We start from the raw sequence: 16,521 nt of genomic DNA, 5'->3' as shown, positions 1-16,521 counted from the left end.
AAGATTGCATAGAGAGGGGGAACCTTCGTGGTGGAGCAGGGACTCATCAGAGCCGCTCAAGCGGGCGATCGCGACGCTCTAATCACCCTATTGCGAGAAATTGAAGGACATGTGTACAAAACGGCATTTTACATTTTGCATAATGAACAGGATGCTCTGGATGCCTCGCAGGAGGCGCTGATCCGGGTGTATACCAAGATTGGTTCCTACGAGGAGAAAGCCCAGTTTAAGACCTGGGTGCAGCGGATCGTCACCAATATTTGCATCGACAAATTCAGAAGGACGAAGCCGACGGTCTCCATCGAGGAGCATGAAATGGTATTTAAAGATAAGAGCAATGTGGAACGCGAGGTCATGTCCGGTTATTTGGCGGAGGATATCCGCGAGGCCATCGACCAGCTTCCTGAGCATCACCGGACGGTGATCGTGCTGCGTTATTTGCAGGATTTATCTTACAACGAGATTGCGGATTGTCTGGACCTGCCGCTGAACACGGTGAAATCCTATCTGTTCCGGGCCAGGCAGCAGCTGCAAAATAGACTCCAAGAGTATCAGAAAGGTGGTGTATCGGGATGAATTGTGCGGAGGTGACAGAATGGATGCACCGCTATTTGGATCATGACCTCAGCCAGGATGAGATGATCGAAATGTTCCGTCATATCGATGATTGCCCTGCCTGTGCGGAAATGTTTGAACGGCTGAATCTGCTCTCCAAGCAATTGGAAGAGCTGCCGGATGTCAAACCCCCTTTCAGCCTGGTGGATTCCATCCTGCCGCGCTTAGACGAACTGGATCGTGAAGCGGCGGCGGCACCGGCGCAGCCGGCTGCGGTGGAGGATGAACGGGTTATACCGCTTGCCGGCCGTTCCGGCCGCAGCAAAGCAGCCCGCAAGCGTTCGACTCTGGCTACGCGGACAGGCATCGGCGCCGTAGCGGCAGCTGTGCTGCTGTTGATAGCTATCGTCAGGATGCCGGAGAGCATGCCTGCTGCTGATACGGATGAGGCTTTGCAATATTCCATGAATACGGCTGCGGAGAACAGTGCAGCCAGCCCGGAATTTACGGAATCAACCGCTGACCAAAGCGATATGGCGAAGATGAGCACCTTTAGCGGCGATACAGCGGCGGATAGCGAGCCGGCGGATAATGCCGCTGACGCCGGCGCTGCGGATCAGGCGGCACCGGCAGAGCTGGCCCCGCCGGCAACGGAAGCGCCTGCTGCAGAGCCGGCGCCGCGGGCAACCAAGAAGCCGGCCAGCGCGAAGCAATCCGCTCCGGTGAAGTCCGGAGGCGGAGCCGCCACAGCAAAGCCGGCGCAGGACAACAATGCGACGGACAGCGCCCCGGCGGCGATTACGAAAGGCGCTGACGCGGCTGACGTCAGCCCTGAACGGCAGCCTGAAGACCGGGCCGCGGCGGCGAACATGGAATACGGCGTGATGGGGATATTACCGGGGCTGACCGCAGCCGATGAGCCGATGACTTCACCGGACGGACGGTACGCGGCAGAACTGGCCGGACAGCAGCTGGTGATCTACAGCCTGCCTGCTGATGAAGGGGAAACGGAACAGAAGGCCATTGCTACGCTTCCGTTAAACGGTGTGTGGGTATCCGGTGCCTGGTCAGAGGACAGTCTGGAGTTTACCTATGTAACGGAAATTGACGGTGTACAAACCGCAGGCCATTACAGCGTTACGGCAGAGGGGGCGGCTACCCCGGCAAGTTCGCCGGAAGCGCCGGCGGCGGCAACGCCTTCGGCCGGCGCGAGCGCCGCGCCGGGAGCTTCGGCAACCCCGGGAAGCAGCAATTAATCGGCGGAGCGAGGAACTTTTCGGCACCCGCCGGAATATGCTATGTAAGGAATGATAGACCCGCAGCCTTCATCGGTATGACCGGCGCCCGGAAAGTTTCTAGAGCTTTTCCTACCGCCGTTTATATAGATGCGCCGCCCAAAACGGAGCAACTGCCCGGCACCCGGTGCCGGAGTTGCTCTGTTTTGCTGTGCAACGCCAATTGCTGCCGGCGGCTATTTTTACGGATGTTTTTTTGATAAAATATTTAAATACGACTTGAATGACGAAGGGGAAATGGCGGATGGATGCCAAAACGGCGGCTAAAGACATTAAACAAGGGAAGATTTCACCGCTGTATGTGCTCTACGGCAGCGAGAAATTCCGGATGAATGAATTTGCGGCCTTTCTGGAGGAGCATCTGATTGCCAAAGAGGACCGTGATTTCGCAGTCATTCCGTTTGATCTTGCCGAGACGCCGGTGCAGGCGGTGGTGGAGGAGGCGGAGACGGTGCCGTTCATGGTGGAACGCAAGCTGCTGCTGGTGAAGGATGCCTCACTCTTCATGGCCGGCGGTAAGGAGAATGCCAAGCTGGAGCACCGGCTGGAGGCGCTGAGCGATTATTTGCAGCATCCTGCGGAATTCAGCGTGATGGTGTTCCTGGTCGCGGGCGACAAGCTCGATGAGCGCAAAAAAATCGTTAAGGCGGCCAAAACCGCCGGCACGGTTCTTGCCTTCAACCCGCTCGGCGCAGAGGAATTGCTGCGCTGGGTGGAGAAGGGCTTCCGCGACCGCGGATGCAGCTCGGCTCCGGGGGCGGCGGAGGCGCTGGTCGCCAGTGCCGGAACCGGACTGCAGGGCTTGTCGGCAGAGATGGACAAGCTGAGCCTGTTCGCCGGCCCCGGTGGCACGGTGGATACGACGGCGGTAGAGAGCCTGGTGCACCGCGGAACCGAACAGAACGTGTTTAACCTGGTGGAGGATATAGCCAACCTGCGGCTGGACAAAGCCTTGGCGACGCTGTACGAGTTGCTTAAGCAGCGAGAGGAGCCGATCAAAGTCGCTGCGCTGATTACCCGCCAGTTCCGGATTATCCTGCAGGTGAAGGACTTGTCTGCGCAGAGCTATGCGCAGGGGCAGATTGCCTCCCAGCTCGGACTGCATCCGTATGCGGTTAAGCTGGCCGCCGAACAGGGGCGCAAATTCGAAAGCCGGCGGCTGCGCCAAATCCTCAGCGAGCTGGCCGACCTGGATTACCAGATGAAGACGGGCGGGATCGAAAAGGTATTGGGGCTGGAGATGTTCATGCTCCGCCTGGCCGCGTGATCAGGCCTGAGGCTATATAACACTTAAGCCGGTTCCCTGCCGCGGTTGCGGCGGCGAACCGGCTTATTCTGATATGACCCTAGACAAGCACAAAAAAACCCAACCGTATGCAGCATAACGGTCAGGTTCTTATCGTTGCTGGGTATCATTGTCACTCTGTGGATTAGGCGGTTTACGCTTCAGCCTTCAGAGCGTTCAATTTCTTCGCCAAGCGGGATTTCTTGCGGGCAGCCGCATTTTTATGAATCAGACCTTTAGTTACGGCCTTGTCCAGCTTCTTCGAAGCAGCTTGGAAAGCAGCTTGAGCAGTTTCAACTTCCGTTCCGGCCAGAGCGGCATCGGCAGTCTTCACGGCTGTGCGCAGCGCGGATTTCTGGGAAGCGTTCAGGGCACGGCGTTTCTCGGTAGTCTTGACACGTTTCACCGCGGATTTGATATTTGGCATTACATTCACCTCCTGAAAGACATTCGAAATCATCAAATGATTCACAACTTAAAATATCTTAGCATGACCACCCGCAAAAAGCAAGACTAAGCTAGAGAGAAAAACTGCCTAAGGCTGTGGCCAGAAAAACTCCCAAAGCTGTATAAAGCGCCCGCTTCCCTCGCACACTACCCGTGAACAAGCATGATGCTCCCCGGCGGCTGAGGCGGTTGTCAGGCTGCTGTACGGAAGTAGAATGCTTAATAACTTTGGAGGAGGCTAAAGCGAGCAATGGAACTGGATCTTCAGCTGTATTCGGTACGGACGGATCTGGCGCTGGAAGCCAAAGAACTGGCTCAGGGGCCGCAACAGACCCCGATCCCGGGCGTCAATGAAGAAGTAGATGAGGCGGACGGCATCAAGGTGACGAGGCTGGCTGTGGCCAATCAGGTTGGTTCCCAGGCCATCGGGCGCGCCATCGGCAATTATGTCACTCTGGAAGTGCCGGGGCTGCGCGGCGGAGATACGGGACTGGCGCAGCGTGTCTCCGAGGTGTTCGCCCGTGAATTTGAGCATTTTCTGGAGCGGATCGGCATCAACAAGGATTCCTCTGTGCTGATTGTCGGTCTGGGCAACTGGAACGTTACGCCGGACTCTCTGGGTCCGCTGGTGGTTGAGAACACGCTGATTACCCGGCAGTTCTTCGAGCTGCTTCCCGATCAGGTAGCCCCCGGCTACCGGAAGGTCAGCGCAATCGCTCCCGGGGTGCTTGGCCTGACCGGCATCGAGTCGAGCGAAGTCGTGCAGGGCATTGTGGACCGTACGAAGCCCGATGTCATTATTGCCATTGACGCGCTGGCCTCCCGCTCGCTGGAACGGGTGAATACAACGATTCAAATTGCCGACATCGGCATTCATCCCGGTTCGGGCATTGGCAACAAACGCCGGGGTCTGACCAGGGAGATTTTAGGCGTTCCCTGCATTGCCATCGGCGTCCCGACGGTGTGCTATGCCTCGACCATCGTAAACAATGTGCTGGAGATGATGAAGAATCATTTCGGCCAGGTTGCCAACGGTACCGGCGCAGCGCATACGAAGCAAATTATGGGGATGCTGGACGATATTTCGGAGAATGAGCGCCTGGCCCTAGTGAAGGAAGTACTGGAGCCGCTGGGTCATGATCTTATCGTTACTCCGAAGGAAATCGACGAGTTCATTGAGGAGATTGCCAACATTGTAGCCAGCGGGCTCAATGCCTCGCTGCATGATGCCGTAGATCCCGGCAATGTCGGCGCGTATACCCATTAGCTGTAATACAGGAACCAGAGCCTGCACTAAGGGTCCGCTTCATGCGGCGGGTGCGGGCTTTTTTACGTATCAGAGTACTATCGGTCTCCGGTCAAGGTCCTGAGCCGGCTTCAAGGTGGCTGCAGGCGGACCCCGTATTTATCCGGGAAGCCAAACGGGAGAGGTTCCGGCTGGGGCTGGTTGCAGAGGATGAGACTTCAGTTACCTTTGCCAGTGAAGTATGCGACAGTACATATCTTCTATAAAAATACGACGACCAACAGCGGCCAAGTAGATTACTTGTTCGATACCTTGAAGCTTACCTATGTGGGTAAACGATTCTGCGTGATCGACCTGCCAGCGTTTAGTCCTTGCCCCGCTTAGCGGGGTTTTTTGTGTTGCCGGCTGTGGTAAAAACCCCCTCTGATTTTAAGTCAATACCTTGAATGGCTGTAATTTACCGAATTATAGGTAGAAAATCCCTCTAATTTCTTCACGCATCTATTCTGGGGGAGTAGGGGATCGGGGGGGGCGTGGTTTCGCTGTTTCGGGTCTCTCTGTTTCGGGGTCCCCGCAAAGTACTAGGAATAAGCATCGTAAGGATTGCTTCACTTTGTGGGGCTATTTGGGGTCCCCGCAAAGTACCGGAAATAAGCATCGTAAGGATTGCTTCACTTTGTGGGGAATTCTCTGTGGGATTTCTTTACGGAGAGTTTTTATAGTTCTATCACCTCCCTTCCGCTCATAGATTTGAAGTATAAGAGATTACAGTGGGCTGGAGGAGGACATAACAATAATGAACAGAAAATGGTTTCAGCTATGGAACATGGCCCGGCTGCGGGACAAGCTGCTGGATGTTCTGGCGCTGGGTAGAACGCTGCTGCTGCTGGCTGGAGGATCGCTTGTGTTTTTTATGCTGCTGGGTGCCGGCGGAGTGGCCGGACAGAAGCTGAATAATTCACCTGTTCCGTCGATGAAGGGGCTGGCCGCATCGCTTTCCAGCGGATTTTTTATGGAGCTGCTGGGAATGGAAGTGCCGCATCTGCCCAAGGGTGAAGAACCGTCGTCCTTTTCCGCGCAAAATATATCTTCCTTCGCCTTCCGGCTGTTGACCAGCATCGATCCTAAGGATCCGAAGAGCCTGCTCTCGCGCGAGGTGCCGGGCATGGGAGCGGATGATCCGTTCCTGCTCCGCGAGGGTTCGGGCGGCTCAGGCGGCGCTCCGGCTGATTACCATCCCGGAACGGAGGAGCTGGCCGGAGAAGTCCCGGCGGACGACAACGCGGGTGCCGGCAGCCCGGACAAGCCGGAGCCTACCCCGGCTGCAGAAAATTCGGATGCCTCTGTCCCGACGGCTGCTGCGCAGACACCAGAAGCCCCAGATGGCACAGGGGCCGGCAGACCCGGTGAACAAGACGGCGGTGCCGCCGCTCAGGATACTTCCATTAAGCGCATACTAATTTATCACTCGCATCCGCGCGAGGCATACAATCCGCTGCTTGGCGCTGCGACTGACAATCCCAGTTCGGCCGTGCCCAGCAAGAATGTTATGCTGGTAGGCTCCTATATTACGAAGCAACTGGAGAAAAGAGGCATCGGAACCGTTCATGCACAGGAGGATTACGCGACTGAAGTGGCCGATTACAATTGGAATTTCTCTTATAAATATTCACGGATCACCGTTAAAGCGGCGATGGCGGCCAATGAAGAGATGGACGCGCTGATCGATATTCACCGGGATTCCCAGCGGCACAGCAAAACGACGGCGGAAATCAACGGCGAAAGCTATGCACAGGTGTATTTTATACTGGGTCATGCCAACAAGAACTGGAAGCAAAATGAGGCATTCGCGAACAAAATCCATCAGCGGCTGGAGAGCCGTTATCCCGGCCTATCGCGCGGCATCTGGGGCAAGTCCTCGGGGAACGGCAACAACGGCGAATACAACCAGTCGCTGTCCCCGAACAGTGTGCTGATTGAGGTCGGCGGCATCGACAATACGGCCGAAGAGCTGGAGCGGACGGCGGAAGTGCTGGCCGACACCATTGCTGAAGTATACTGGGAGAGCCAGGGGGCGCAGCAGGCTTCTGTCTCAGGCGCGGAGCAGGGGACGGGAGCCGGTGCCGGAGAAACGTCCTCCGCAGACCAGGGAGAGGCCTCCTAAACTGCACGGAGATGAATGGGTCCGATTATTAAAAGTTGCCAAAGGAGGATACGCAATGTCACGGATAGGCAGAAGGCTGGCGGTGGCCGGAATTTGGGCGGGGGTCGGGCTGTTGATCGGACTGCAGTTCGGCAGCGGCGGCACCGGAGCGGCGGATGCGGCTTTGCCGGCATGGAACGAAGTGAACGGGACCTTACCCTACAGTCCATCAGCCGGGACGCTGCCGTCTGCCGCATCCGGTCAGGCGGCGAAAGGTGAGCAGAACGGTTATGTGTATGTGCCGGTAGTCATTGATCCGGATACGGGAGCTTACACGCTGGTTCCAGCCCGGCAGCCAGTATCCGGAAATACCAATGGGACTGGAAAGGAACAGCAGGCGCAGCAGGAAATCCCCGGCTACAGCACGCTGAGCCCGGAACAAATCCTCATTCCGGATGACCGGAAGCCTACAGTGGACAGGCTGGCGGATAAGACCGCCGGGCTGCTGCAGCACGCCTCACAGAAAGGGATCCGCTGGGTGGTTTCTCTGTTTGCTTCGGCGGAAGATTAGAATGAACGCGGTCATTTCCGGCTTAAACGTAACTTTTTAATTGGCTGCAGGGGCCGGGATTGCTGGGGGCAGCTCGTACTGGTATAATAAGAGGATTAACATAGGCTGTCTGTGGGGGTAAGGAATGACTGACGTTCAGAAAAGACAACAACAAATCCGCAATTTCTCGATTATTGCACATATAGACCATGGAAAGTCGACGCTGGCTGACCGTATCTTGGAGTACACGGGGGCTTTGTCCTCGCGTGAGATGCAGGAGCAGGTGCTTGACCAGATGGATCTGGAGCGCGAACGCGGAATTACCATTAAGCTGCAGGCTGTGCGGCTCACCTACCGCGCCGACGACGGTCAGGAGTATTTGCTGAACCTGATCGATACCCCGGGGCATGTGGACTTTACGTATGAAGTATCCCGCAGCTTGGCTGCCTGCGAAGGCGCGCTGCTGGTAGTAGACGCAGCGCAGGGCATTGAAGCCCAGACGCTGGCCAACGTGTACCTGGCGCTGGACAACAACCTCGAAATTCTGCCGGTCATCAACAAGATTGACCTGCCGAGCGCCGATCCTGAACGGGTGAAGCAGGAGATCGAGGATGTCATCGGACTAGATGCCAGCGAAGCGGTACTGGCTTCGGCCAAGGCCGGCATCGGAATCAAGGAGATTCTTGAGCAGGTCGTCAAGCAGGTTCCGGCGCCTACGGGCAATGCCGATGCACCGCTGAAGGCGCTGATTTTCGACTCTCACTATGACCCGTATAAGGGCGTTATTGTCTATGTGCGCGTCATTGACGGCAAGATCCGCTCTGGCTCCAAGATCAAGATGATGGCCACCGACAAAGTGTTCGAGGTCATCGAGGTCGGGGCCTTTATGCCGCGTATGAGCATCGTTGACGAGCTGAACATCGGCGATGTCGGCTTCATCGTTGCCGGGATCAAGCATGTCGGCGACACCCGGGTCGGGGATACGGTAACGGATGCGAAGAATCCGACACCGGAGCCGCTGCCCGGCTACCGCAAGATCAATCCGATGGTATACTGCGGTCTCTATCCGATCGAGACCTCCGATTACAACGACCTGCGTGAAGCGCTGGAGAAGCTGCAGCTGAACGATGCTTCGCTCAGCTTTGAGCCGGAGAGTTCAAGCGCTCTCGGCTTTGGCTTCCGCTGTGGCTTCCTGGGCCTCCTGCACATGGAGATCATTCAGGAACGGATTGAGCGGGAATTTAATCTCCCGCTGATTACAACCGCGCCGAGCGTTATTTACCGCATCAAACTGACCAATGGCGAGACGCTTCAGATCGACAACCCGTCGAATTATCCGGAGCTCAGTACCATTGATTATGTGGAAGAGCCTTATGTCAAGGCGGCGATTATTGTCCCGAACGATTTTGTCGGCACCGTCATGGAGCTGTGTCAGAACAAACGGGGCGAATTTATCAACATGGAGTATCTGGATACGAACCGTGTCACGATCACCTATGAAATTCCGCTCTCGGAGATCGTCTATGACTTCTTCGACCAGCTCAAATCGGGTACGAAGGGTTATGCTTCCTTCGATTATGAGGTTTCCGGCTACCGCCAGTCGAATCTTGTGAAGATGGATATCCTGCTTAACGGCGAACAGGTGGACGCCCTGTCCTTCATCGTACACCGCGACCGCGCCTACAACCGCGGCAAGATCATCTGCGAGAAGCTGCGCGGCATTATCCCGCGCCAGATGTTCGAGGTGCCGATCCAGGCTTCGGTCGGCACGAAGATCGTAGCCCGCGAGACGGTTAAGGCGATGCGCAAGAACGTACTCGCCAAATGCTACGGCGGCGACATTTCCCGTAAACGGAAGCTGCTGGAGAAGCAGAAGGAAGGCAAGAAGCGCATGAAGCAGGTCGGCAGCGTGGAAGTGCCGCAGGAAGCGTTCATGGCGGTTCTGAAGATTGACGAATAAACAATCAGTGATGCCCTGCCAGAGAGGGAAGCCGAGAGGCTTCCCTTTTCTAATGATGGCGAGCGTGAACTGGAAGCAAAGGAGACAGCTATGATACAACCTGACAATGGCCGTCCCCCGGAGGCCGTATATATTCATATCCCGTTTTGCACCAACAAGTGCTTTTATTGCGATTTCAATTCTTACGTCCTGAAGGACCAGCCGGTGATGGACTATTTGCGCGCGCTGGACCGCGAGATGGAGTTAACGGTGCAGCAGACGCCGCCGGGTGTCATCAAGACAATCTTTGTCGGCGGCGGAACGCCGACGGTATTGCAGCCCGAGGAAATGGCCTTTTTCCTGGAGTCGGTCCGCAAGCATTTCCCGCAGTGGGATGAGAATATCGAGTTCTCGATGGAGGCTAACCCCGGCACCACGGACATCGATAAGCTGAAGGTTATGCAGGAAGGCGGTGTCAACCGGGTCAGCTTCGGCGTACAGGCGTTCCAGAATGAGCTGCTGAGCGGAATCGGCCGGATCCACAATGTCGACGATGTGTACCGCAGTCTGGAGAATGCCCGGGCGGTGGGTCTTACCAACCTTTCGGTCGATCTCATGTTTGGACTTCCCAATCAGACGGTGGATATGCTGCGTGAAAGTGTACGGCGTGCACTGGAGCTTGGTCTTCCGCATTATTCCATCTACAGCCTGAAGGTTGAGGAGAATACGCTGTTCCACACGCTGTTTAACAAGAACAAGCTGCCGCTTCCAAGTGAAGAGGACGAGCTGCAGATGTACCTGCTGCTGATGTCCGAAATGGAGAAGGCGGGCTATGTCCAGTATGAGATCAGCAATTTTGCCAAACCGGGCATGGAGAGCCGCCACAACATGACCTATTGGCGCAATGAGGATTACTATGGCCTGGGAGCAGGAGCCCATGGTTATGTAGGCCGGAGACGGCATATGAATATCAAAGGGGTCAACCCTTATAATGAAGCGACGCTTGGCGGACTCCCTCGCCTGGACACCTTCGAGATCAGCGAGCAGGAGGCGATGGAAGACTTTATGATGGTCGGCCTGCGCATGCGTGAGGGCGTGTCTGAGCAGGCATTCCGGGCACAGTTTGGTAGAACGCTGGAGGAGATTTTTGCCGCCCCGCTGCATAAGATGATGAAGGCCGGACTTCTTGAGCATACCGGGGAGACGTACAGCCTGAGCAAGCAGGGAATCCTGTTCGGCAATGATGTGTTCGGCGAATTTGTCGGTGCGTTGACGGAAATTTAATTTTAAAATACCTCTTGAATTGTAATTCACCTTGTTGTATATTTATTCATATTAATAACGAGGGGTGAGTCAGAGTGCCTGTCAAGACGGAAACGGTCCGCAAGGAGGCTCCCAAGGGAGACGCAGCAGCAGTAATTTGCAGAAAAGCTACGGTGGAGGATGTTGAGCCGCTGTACTTAATGATCGAGGAATATGCAGAACGCGGAATTATGCTGCCCCGTTCCAGGCAGGCGCTGACCCGCCAGATTGACCAGTTCGTCGTTGCCGAAATAGACGGCAGATTCGTCGGCTGCGGCTCGCTGTTCAGACTCGGTGCCGATCTGGTGGAGGTTCGTTCCATCGGCCTGCGCGATGAAGGCAAGGGCAAGGGCGTCGGCTCCAAGATTCTGCAGCTCTTGACTGAGGAAGCCCGCCGCCAGGGAATTCCGAAGATTATGGCGCTGACTTATGCGGTTGATTTTTTCCTGAGAAACGGCTTTACCGTCGTGGAGAAGGAGATCTTCCCGGAGAAGGTCTGGACCGATTGTGTAAACTGCAAAAAGCAGCATGCCTGCGACGAAATTGCCGTACTGAAAATGCTTCAATAAAGCTTGTCCGGATTTAACCGGATAATCACATAGAAAGCGCGTCCAAATACTGAACTGATCTTGACAATGTCAACGTCAGTTTGGTATTTTTGTATTAGTGGTTAGCACTCATCTGGATAGAGTGCTAACGAAGCGAAGGACAACAGCCGGACAGGAGGGAATAATATGTTGACCGAACGCCAAAGAATGATACTGAATGCGATCGTAGATGATTATATTTCTTCCGCCGAGCCGGTCGGCTCGCGCAGCATCTCCAAACGCGGTGACGTAGGATACAGCCCTGCCACCATCCGCAATGAGATGGCTGATCTGGAGGAGCTGGGTTATCTCGAGCAACCCCATACATCGGCGGGAAGAATTCCTTCCCATAAAGGCTACCGCTACTATGTGGACCATTTGTTGCCGTGGACTTCCGCCAATCCGGCCGAAATCGGCGCTATCCGCGCTTTTTTTGCCGATAAGCTGAACCAGACGGAGCAGGTCGTCCAGCATGCGGCGATGATCCTTTCCAATATGACCAACTATACTTCCATCCTGCTGGGACCGGAGGTTTTTCATACTTCCTTGCGCCATTTTCAGCTGCTGCCGCTGGACGGCAACCATGCCGTGGCGATAATTGTAACAAGTACGGGACAAGTGGAGAACCGGACGGTACAGATCCCGCCCGAAATCTCCGTTTCCGAGATGGAGAAGGTTGTGAACCTGCTCAACAGCAAGCTGGTCAACGTGCCGCTGTATAAGCTGAAGAGCCAGCTGTACTCTGAGCTGGCCGAAGAGATGCAGCGCCATATTTCCCATTATGAGGAATTGATGAAGGTGCTGGATACGGCGCTTGAAAGCGACCATGAACAGCGCATCTTCCTCAGCGGGGCCACGAATATGCTAACCCAGCCGGAATTCAAGGACGTTGACAAGGTTAAGACTATTCTCGATCTGCTGGAAGAGACGCCGACACTGCTGAAGATGCTTACCCCCGCTTCCGAGGGTGCAGGTATACAGGTGCGGATTGGTACGGAGAATAAGCATGAGGCGTTTGCCAACTGCAGCCTGATTACCGCCACGTATTCGCTGGACGGCAAAGCGCTGGGCAGTATTGGCATTCTGGGTCCGACGCGGATGGAGTACGCGCGGGTCATCGGCATTTTGGGTGTGCTTTCCCGAGATTTGACAGCAATGCTGGCGCACTGGTATAAGTGAACAGAGTGAATATTATTGTGAGTGGATGATTTTAAGGAGGTGAACACAACTTGAAAGAGGAACAGGTTCAAGATTCCCAAGAAATTAAAGATCAGGTTATAAATGAAGAACAAGCTGCCGAAGAGGGTGGGGGCGCTGCGGATGCAGCGGCTGAGCCGGCTGAAGCTTCCGCTGGCGGTGAACCTGCCAAGAAGCTGCAGGAGCTGGCTGACGAATATCAGGCCCGCGTGCTGCGCGTGCAGGCTGATTTCGACAACTTCCGCCGCCGCACCCAGAAGGAGAAAGAGGATTTGGCGCAGTATGCCACCTCCAAGCTCGTCACCGAACTGCTTCCGGTGCTGGACAACTTCGAGCGGGCAATTGCCACGGCTCCGGCCGGTACTGAAGCCGAAGCGTTCGGCAAGGGTGTAAATATGATTTTCCGCCAATTGGAAGGGGTACTGAAGTCTGAAGGGCTGCTCGCCATGGAGACGGTAGGACAGCCGTTTAACCCCGAATATCATCAGGCTATCATGCAGGTCGAGAGCGAGGAGCATGAAGAAGGCATCGTGACGGAAGAAGTCCAGAAGGGCTATTTCCTAAAGGATAAGGTGCTTCGTCCCGCCATGGTCAAAGTCAGCATGTAGTCTGTTTAAATAACCAAGCATACTAACCGTCAGAGGGGAATGGACCAGCCGGCAGTTCAGCGGCCGGGCAATTTCCTGCGCGGGTACTTACAAAGATATTTTGACACCAAATATTGCAGGAGCCTTGGGCTCCAGATACTTAATCAAGGAGGCACATTACAGTGAGCAAAGTTATTGGTATTGACCTTGGAACAACCAACTCTTGCGTTGCCGTTATGGAAGGCGGCGAAGCTGTTGTAATCCCTAACCCGGAAGGCGCGCGTACAACCCCTTCGGTGGTAGGCTTCAAGAAAGACGGCGAACGGATCGTCGGCGAAACGGCGAAACGCCAGGCCATCACGAACCCTGACCGCACGATCAGCTCGATCAAGCGTCATATGGGCACCAGCCACAAAGAAAGCATTGACGGCAAAGACTATTCTCCGCAGGAAATTTCGGCTATGATTCTGCAAAAGCTGAAGTCCGATGCCGAAGCCTATCTCGGCCAGCCGGTAACCCAGGCGGTTATCACGGTTCCTGCTTATTTCAACGACGGACAACGTCAAGCAACCAAGGATGCAGGCAAAATTGCCGGTCTGGAAGTGCTGCGTATCGTCAACGAGCCTACAGCGGCTGCTCTGGCTTATGGCCTCGAAAAGTCCGAAGACCAAACGATCCTGGTGTATGACCTGGGCGGCGGTACCTTCGACGTATCTATTCTGGAACTGGGCGACGGCTTCTTTGAAGTTAAAGCCACGAGCGGCGACAACAACCTCGGCGGTGATGACTTCGACCAGAAGGTCATTGATTTCCTCGTAGCTGAATTCAAGAAAGAGCAGGGCATCGACCTGAGCAAGGACAAGGCTGCCGTACAGCGTCTGAAAGATGCTGCTGAGAAAGCGAAGAAGGAACTTTCCGGCGTACTGACTACAACGGTATCCCTGCCGTTCATCACTGTAGTCGACGGTGTTCCACAGCACTTGGAGGTTAACCTGACCCGTGCCAAGTTCGAAGAACTGACTGCTGATCTGGTGGAACGTACACTGGGACCAACACGCCAGGCGCTGAGCGATGCCGGCATGACTCCGGCCGACCTGAACAAGATCGTTCTGGTTGGGGGCTCTACCCGTATTCCTGCGGTACAGGAAGCCATTAAGAAGTTGACCGGTAAAGATCCGCATAAGGGTGTTAACCCGGATGAGGTTGTAGCTCTGGGCGCTGCTGTCCAGGCGGGCGTACTGACCGGCGACGTGAAGGACGTTGTCCTGCTCGACGTAACTCCGTTGTCCCTGGGTATCGAAACCGCAGGCGGCGTGTTCACGAAGATGATCGAACGCAACACTACCATTCCTACCAGCAAGTCGCAGGTATTCTCGACCTTTGCCGACAACCAGCCGAGCGTGGAAATCCACGTGCTGCAGGGTGAACGTCAAATGGCGAACGGCAACAAGACGCTGGGACGCTTTATGCTGAACGACATCCCGCCGGCACCTCGCGGCGTACCGCAAATCGAAGTTACCTTCGACATCGATGCCAACGGTATCGTGAATGTATCTGCAACGGACAAAGGCACAGGCAAGAGCCAGAAGATCACGATCACTTCTTCCAGCGGTCTGAGCGATGCCGAAGTGGAACAAATGATGAAGGATGCCGAGCTGCATGCCGAAGAGGACCGCAAGCGCAAGGAACTGGTGGAAGCGAAGAACTCCGCCGATCAGCTGGTATACTCCACCGACAAAGTGATCAAGGATCTCGGCGACAAAGTGGATGCTTCTGAAATCGAGAAGGCCAATGCTGCCAAGGAAAAGGTGAAGGCGGCGCTGGAAACTGATAACCTGGAAGAGATCAATGCAGCTGTAGAAGAGCTGAACGGAATTGTACAGCAGCTGTCCGTGAAGCTGTATGAGCAAGCGGCCCAGGCGGAGCAAGGTGCTGAAGGAGCTCAAGGAGCTGCTGAAGGCGCGAAGAAAGATAATGTTGTAGACGCCGACTACGAGGTTGTTGACGACGAGAAGAATCAAGGGTAACCTTAAGCGATAAGCTGCATTTTGTAAAAGGGAAGGTCAAACCGGGGCATCCCGTGTTTTGGCTTCCCTTTTAAAATGTCAGGGAGCAATGAGTATTGATGTGCGGAGGTGAAGACAGTGGCAGACAAACGCGATTATTATGAGGTCCTCGGACTCGGCAGAGATGCATCCGACGATGAGATCAAGAAGGCATACCGCAAGCTGGCGCGCCAGTACCATCCGGACGTCAATAAGGCCGGCGATGCGGAGGCTAAATTCAAGGAAGTGAAGGAAGCCTACGATGTGCTGAGCGACGGCCAACAGCGCGCCCGTTATGACCAATACGGGCATATCGACCCGAACCAGGGTATGGGCGGCTTCGGCGGCGGCGGCGGCGGAGATTTCGGCGGCCTGGGCGATATCTTTGATATGTTCTTCGGCGGCGGCGGACGACGCGACCCGAACGCGCCGCAGCGCGGCAACGATTTGCAGTACACGATGACCATTGAATTCAAAGAAGCGGTATTCGGCAAAGAGACGGACATTACGATTCCGCGCACGGAGACCTGCGATACCTGCTTCGGCTCCGGGGCGAAGCCAGGCACCAAGCCGGAGAACTGTTCGGTATGTCATGGCAGCGGTCAACAGGAATTCGTGCAGAATACTCCGCTGGGGCAGATGCGCAACCGCCGTCCATGCTCTAATTGCAGCGGTACAGGCAAGATTATTAAGGAAAAATGCACCACCTGCGGCGGCAACGGCAAGGTGAAGCGCCAGCGCAAGATTCATGTGCGTATCCCGGCCGGCGTCGACGACGGAGCGCAAATGCGCCTGAGCGGCGAGGGCGAGAGCGGTACGCGCGGCGGTCCTGCCGGCGATCTTTACATCGTATTCCGCGTGAAGAGCCATGATTTCTTCGTCCGTGAAGGCGACGATATTATGTGCGAGGTTCCGCTGACCTTCGCCCAGGCGGCGCTCGGGGATGAAATCGAAATTCCGACGCTGACCGAAAAGGTGAAGCTGCGGATTCCGGCCGGAACACAAACAGGCACCTACTTCCGCCTGAAGGGTAAAGGCGTGCCGCGCCTGCGCGGCTCCGGTACCGGCGATCAGCATGTGAAGGTTATTGTAGTAACGCCAAGCAAGCTCAGCGACGAGCAGAAGGATCTGCTTCGCCAGTTCGCTTCCTTTGACGGGGAAGAGACGCATGAACAGGAGCAGTCGTTCTTTGACCGTGTGAAGCGGGCGTTTCGCGGGGACTGATTCATAAGCGGATTCACGGCAAACAGCCCTGTCTTCAGCACGATGTGTGCAGAGGACAGGGCTGTTGTTGCTGGATGCGAACAACAAGGATCGTGTATGGCCGTTTGGCTATACACGAT

14 protein-coding genes are annotated in these 16,521 nt (G+C 55.5%); 13 read left to right on the top strand and 1 reads right to left on the bottom strand.

From position 1 onward, the window contains the following. Nucleotides 1–27 precede the first annotated feature (27 nt). The 3 genes from F1381_RS16445 to holA all read left to right on the top strand — a co-directional run bounded on the left by F1381_RS16445 (nucleotide 28) and on the right by holA (nucleotide 3,117). Nucleotides 28–576: an RNA polymerase sigma factor gene (locus F1381_RS16445; RefSeq protein ID WP_151735935.1), complete on the top strand. Its 549-nt coding sequence runs from the start codon at nucleotides 28–30 to the stop codon at nucleotides 574–576. Continuing rightward, nucleotides 573–1,811: an anti-sigma factor family protein gene (locus tag F1381_RS16440; RefSeq protein ID WP_151735934.1), complete on the top strand. Its 1,239-nt coding sequence runs from the start codon at nucleotides 573–575 to the stop codon at nucleotides 1,809–1,811. Before F1381_RS16445 ends, F1381_RS16440 begins: the two co-directional genes overlap by 4 nt. A 283-nt stretch (nucleotides 1,812–2,094) precedes the next feature. Next, a complete protein-coding gene (holA, locus tag F1381_RS16435) occupies nucleotides 2,095–3,117 on the top strand; it encodes a DNA polymerase III subunit delta (RefSeq protein ID WP_151735933.1) in 1,023 nt (340 codons plus the stop codon). 172 nt (nucleotides 3,118–3,289) lie between these two features. On the opposite strand, the gene rpsT is transcribed toward holA, so the two are convergent. Beyond that, a complete protein-coding gene (gene rpsT, locus F1381_RS16430; protein WP_151735932.1) occupies nucleotides 3,290–3,562 on the bottom strand; it encodes a 30S ribosomal protein S20 in 273 nt (90 codons plus the stop codon). Between the two features lie 270 nt (nucleotides 3,563–3,832). Between rpsT and gpr the strand changes: the two genes are divergently transcribed. The 10 genes from gpr to dnaJ all read left to right on the top strand — a co-directional run bounded on the left by gpr (nucleotide 3,833) and on the right by dnaJ (nucleotide 16,402). Continuing rightward, a complete protein-coding gene (gene gpr, locus F1381_RS16425; RefSeq protein WP_151735931.1) occupies nucleotides 3,833–4,849 on the top strand; it encodes a GPR endopeptidase in 1,017 nt (338 codons plus the stop codon). Between the two features lie 775 nt (nucleotides 4,850–5,624). After that, the gene (locus tag F1381_RS16420) at nucleotides 5,625–6,992 is read left to right on the top strand and encodes a stage II sporulation protein P (protein WP_151735930.1); all 1,368 of its coding nucleotides are present in this window, start codon (nucleotides 5,625–5,627) and stop codon (nucleotides 6,990–6,992) included. Nucleotides 6,993–7,047: 55 nt separating this feature from the next. Then, nucleotides 7,048–7,542 carry a hypothetical protein gene (locus F1381_RS16415; protein WP_151735929.1) on the top strand — a complete coding sequence of 165 codons (495 nt, stop codon included), beginning with the start codon at nucleotides 7,048–7,050 and terminating at the stop codon, nucleotides 7,540–7,542. A gap of 124 nt (nucleotides 7,543–7,666) precedes the next feature. Further along, nucleotides 7,667–9,481, top strand: coding sequence for a translation elongation factor 4 (gene lepA, locus F1381_RS16410; RefSeq protein WP_151735928.1), 1,815 nt, complete (start codon nucleotides 7,667–7,669; stop codon nucleotides 9,479–9,481). A gap of 90 nt (nucleotides 9,482–9,571) precedes the next feature. Further along, complete coding sequence (gene hemW / locus F1381_RS16405; protein ID WP_151735927.1) at nucleotides 9,572–10,744, top strand: radical SAM family heme chaperone HemW; 1,173 nt, start codon at nucleotides 9,572–9,574, stop codon at nucleotides 10,742–10,744. Nucleotides 10,745–10,818: 74 nt separating this feature from the next. Beyond that, nucleotides 10,819–11,331, top strand: coding sequence for an N-acetyltransferase (locus F1381_RS16400; protein WP_151735926.1), 513 nt, complete (start codon nucleotides 10,819–10,821; stop codon nucleotides 11,329–11,331). Nucleotides 11,332–11,496: 165 nt separating this feature from the next. Beyond that, nucleotides 11,497–12,528, top strand: a complete 1,032-nt coding sequence (hrcA, locus tag F1381_RS16395) for a heat-inducible transcriptional repressor HrcA (protein ID WP_151735925.1) — start codon at nucleotides 11,497–11,499, stop codon at nucleotides 12,526–12,528. Nucleotides 12,529–12,578: 50 nt separating this feature from the next. Beyond that, nucleotides 12,579–13,154, top strand: coding sequence for a nucleotide exchange factor GrpE (grpE, locus tag F1381_RS16390; protein ID WP_151735924.1), 576 nt, complete (start codon nucleotides 12,579–12,581; stop codon nucleotides 13,152–13,154). 161 nt (nucleotides 13,155–13,315) lie between these two features. Then, nucleotides 13,316–15,160 (top strand): molecular chaperone DnaK, encoded by a 1,845-nt coding sequence (gene dnaK / locus F1381_RS16385; protein ID WP_151735923.1) that lies wholly within the window; start codon nucleotides 13,316–13,318, stop codon nucleotides 15,158–15,160. 117 nt (nucleotides 15,161–15,277) lie between these two features. Continuing rightward, nucleotides 15,278–16,402, top strand: coding sequence for a molecular chaperone DnaJ (dnaJ, locus tag F1381_RS16380; RefSeq protein ID WP_151735922.1), 1,125 nt, complete (start codon nucleotides 15,278–15,280; stop codon nucleotides 16,400–16,402). Nucleotides 16,403–16,521 lie beyond the last annotated feature (119 nt).

The organism is Paenibacillus tengchongensis, assembly GCF_008973665.1.
GTDB lineage: Bacteria > Bacillota > Bacilli > Paenibacillales > Paenibacillaceae > Paenibacillus_AQ > Paenibacillus_AQ tengchongensis.
The sequence above is the reverse complement of the archived record's forward strand: the minus strand, read 5'-3'. Positions and strand labels throughout refer to the sequence as shown.